This window comes from Vibrio sp. 1249-1, assembly GCF_033340495.1.
This window is the reverse complement of the sequence record NZ_JAWOWJ010000950.1, coordinates 1-563: the sequence shown is the minus strand read 5'-3', so window position 1 is coordinate 563 and position 563 is coordinate 1. Positions and strand designations below refer to the sequence as shown.

Below are 563 nucleotides of genomic sequence, written 5' to 3'. Positions count from 1 at the left end.
TATTCTCTGCTTTTGAAGAGCGTAAATCTGAGTACGAAGCTGCCATCTCACTGGGTGCCGCCCCTAAATACGCTTCCTTTCCTTTCGTTCAGGAAGCTCTGAGAAAATCGTTAGCGCCAACGCTAGCCTCAATGACCACGATGGGCCTTGTCACGCTTCCTGGTATGATGACGGGGCAAATCCTAGGGGGCGCAAGCCCATTGGTTGCCATTAAATATCAACTGGTCATCATGCTAGCTATTTTTGTCATGATGAGCGTCTCTGTTGCCATCACACTTGAAATGACATTGAGCTTTGTACAAACAAAAGAAGGCCGTGTTACGGTAAAAGTACGCCCAGTTGATGGAATGAAGCGAGGTCAGTAATTGGCCACATAACCCCCTAATTTTATGAAATTTTCTGGATCTTCAGAGATACTCACGATCTTTGATACAGGTTATCCACAGAAAATGTGGATAAGCCACCAAAAGATATACGCAACCAGAAACATAGCCACATTTCTGAGTCTCCTGTCTTATCAACATGCAATGGTCACATTTTAGTCAACTCAATGACATCTTCGG

At 44.4% G+C, this 563-nt stretch carries 1 protein-coding gene; it reads left to right on the top strand.

Translation table 11 applies throughout. From position 1 onward, the window contains the following. On the top strand, positions 1 to 365 hold a 365-nt coding region (locus tag R7Z50_RS29865; protein ID WP_318075568.1), incomplete at its 5' end, for an ABC transporter permease. Between the last annotated feature and the right edge of the window lie 198 nt (positions 366 to 563).